Genomic DNA, 2,500 nt, shown 5'->3' with positions numbered 1-2,500 from the left:
TCTCTTGTGCCACTCATTCATGCTCCACGCGTTGCTGCCCTTCACACTACATGAGTCCTCCTTTTCCCGAAGTTACGGAGGCATTTTGCCGAGTTCCTTAACGAGGGTTTTCCCGCGCACCTTAGGATTCTCTCCCCGCCTACCTGTGTCGGTTTTGGTACGGGCGATGTGTCTCTACCTAGAAGCTTTTCTCGACAGTGTAGGATCAATCACTTCGCTGTAAACAGCTCGTCATCACATCTCAGCTTTTAGAGCTACGGATTTGCCTATAGCTCAACCTACATGCTTAAACACGCACTTCCAATCGCGTGCTGACCTACCTTACTGTGTCACTCCTTCGATCAAACGATTCACACCGGTACAGGAATTTCAACCTGTTGTCCATCGCCTACGCTTTTCCGCCTCGGCTTAGGTCCCGACTTACCCTGAGACGACGATCGTTGCTCAGGAACCCTTAGGCTTTCGGTGGAATGGATTCTCACCATTCTTTTCGCTACTCATACCGACATTCTCACTTCTCATCAGTCCACAACTCCTTACGGTACTGCTTCAGCCCGATGAGAACGCTCCCCTACCCATATACATTGCTGCATATGACACGACTTCGGTTTTACACTTTAGCCCCGGACATCTTCGGCGCAGAGTCTCTCGACCAGTGAGCTATTACGCACTCTTTAAATGGTGGCTGCTTCTAAGCCAACATCCTGGTTGTTTTGGAAACTCCACATCCTTCGCCACTTAGTGTAACATTTGGGACCTTAGTCGGTGTTCTGGGCTGTTTCCCTCTTGACAATGGACCTTATCATTCACTGTCTGACTCCCGAGTATAAGTATAGCCATTCGTAGTTTGACTAGGTTCGGTAACCGGTATGGCCCCTAGCCCGATCAGTGCTCTACCGCCTATACTCTCAACCTCGAGGCTAGCCCTAAAGCTATTTCGGGGAGAACCAGCTATCTCCGTGTTCGATTGGCATTTCACCCCTATCCACAACTCATCCCAAAGCTTTTCAACGCTCACGAGTTCGGTCCTCCACACAATTTTACCTGTGCTTCAACCTGGCCATGGATAGATCACTACGGTTTCGGGTCTACTATTACTAACTGAACGCCCTGTTCAGACTCGCTTTCGCTGCGGCTCCATGTTTTCCACTTAACCTCGCTAGCAACAGTAACTCGTCGGTTCATTCTTCAATAGGCACGCCGTCGTCCTGATATATATACAGACTTCGACTGTTTGTAGACATACGGTTTCAGGTTCTCTTTCACTCCCCGCCAGGGGTTCTTTTCACCTTTCCCTCACGGTACTATGCGCTATCGGTCGATATCAGTATTTTGGCTTGGAGGGTGGTCCCCCCTGCTTCCCACAAGGTTTCACGTGTCTCGTGGTACTCTGGATACAGTCCCATGTATGCAAGGTTTCGATTACAGGGCTTTCACCTTCTGCGGCTATGCTTTCCAGCATGATTCTTCTACCTCATTTACACTTGATGACTGTCCTCAACCCCGGTGCGGTTGCCCGCTCCGGTTTGGCCTCTTTCCCGTTCGCTCGCCGCTACTAAGAAAATCTCGTTTGATTACTCTTCCTCTGGGTAATTAGATGTTTCAGTTCCCCAGGTGCCCTCCTCATACTCAAAGGTATGGGTGACAGTGCATAACCACTGCCGGGTTCCCCCATTCGGAAATCTACGGGTCAAAGGTTGCTTGCACCTCTCCGTAGCTTATCGCAGCTTACCGCGTCCTTCTTCGGCTGATATCGCCAAGGCATCCGCCGTACGCCCTTAAAATCTTTACTTATTTTGCGCCATAATTTGCGACTATCTTCGTTGTACTGCATTCAGCTCATCTTGCGTATACAAATACGCGGCGATTTCGCTTCACTGGTACGCCTCGATATTCATCAAATTCTGACGAAAATCAATTTGATTTTTAGACATGCATTAGATACATTGTCGTTATTTTGTAGCCGTACATTTTACATGTACGTCACCATTAAGTCAGAGAATTATTTCCTATGTGCTCGGGTCAACCTACTTAGAAATTCTAAGAGATGACCTTACAAATATATAATAATTATCTTCTATGCAGTTTTCAAAGAACAAATCTGCCGATAAATTCCGTGTTACTCGTCGTTGCACTTGCCTTGCTCATCTAGCATACTTCCAGTATGCGTCGATTTCGCAATCCTGCGTGCGCCTAGATTAACGCGTAATTTATACGCCATATTAAATTGAGAAATCTTTACAGATCTCTCAAAACCGAACAATGTAGGTTGTAAGTACAGCTAGCGCATATGCTACGTCTACTTACTGGCCAAAGTGTCGACCTAAGTGACATCCAAGCTCTTGGCTCGGTGTATGTCTCCCTAGAAAGGAGGTGATCCAGCCGCACCTTCCGATACGGCTACCTTGTTACGACTTCACCCCAATCATCGACTTTACCTTAGACGGCTGGCTCCCGAAGGTTACCCCACCGGCTTTGGGCACTTCCGACTTTCGTGGTG

At 48.0% G+C, this 2,500-nt stretch carries 2 rRNA genes (1 of these 2 cut by a window edge); both read right to left on the bottom strand.

Going from position 1 to position 2,500, the window contains the following annotated elements:
* Positions 1 to 1,792: ribosomal RNA gene (locus tag VTHSUH11_RS05840) — 23S ribosomal RNA — on the bottom strand; it reaches 1,137 nt to the left of the window's first position.
* A 574-nt stretch (positions 1,793 to 2,366) separates the two neighbouring features.
* A 16S ribosomal RNA gene (locus tag VTHSUH11_RS05835) occupies positions 2,367 to 2,500 on the bottom strand; the annotation flags it as partial.

Origin of the sequence: Veillonella tobetsuensis (assembly GCF_002959935.1) — a bacterium.
Classification (GTDB): Bacteria; Bacillota; Negativicutes; order Veillonellales; family Veillonellaceae; genus Veillonella; species Veillonella tobetsuensis.
This window is presented reverse-complemented; position numbering and strand designations above follow the sequence as displayed.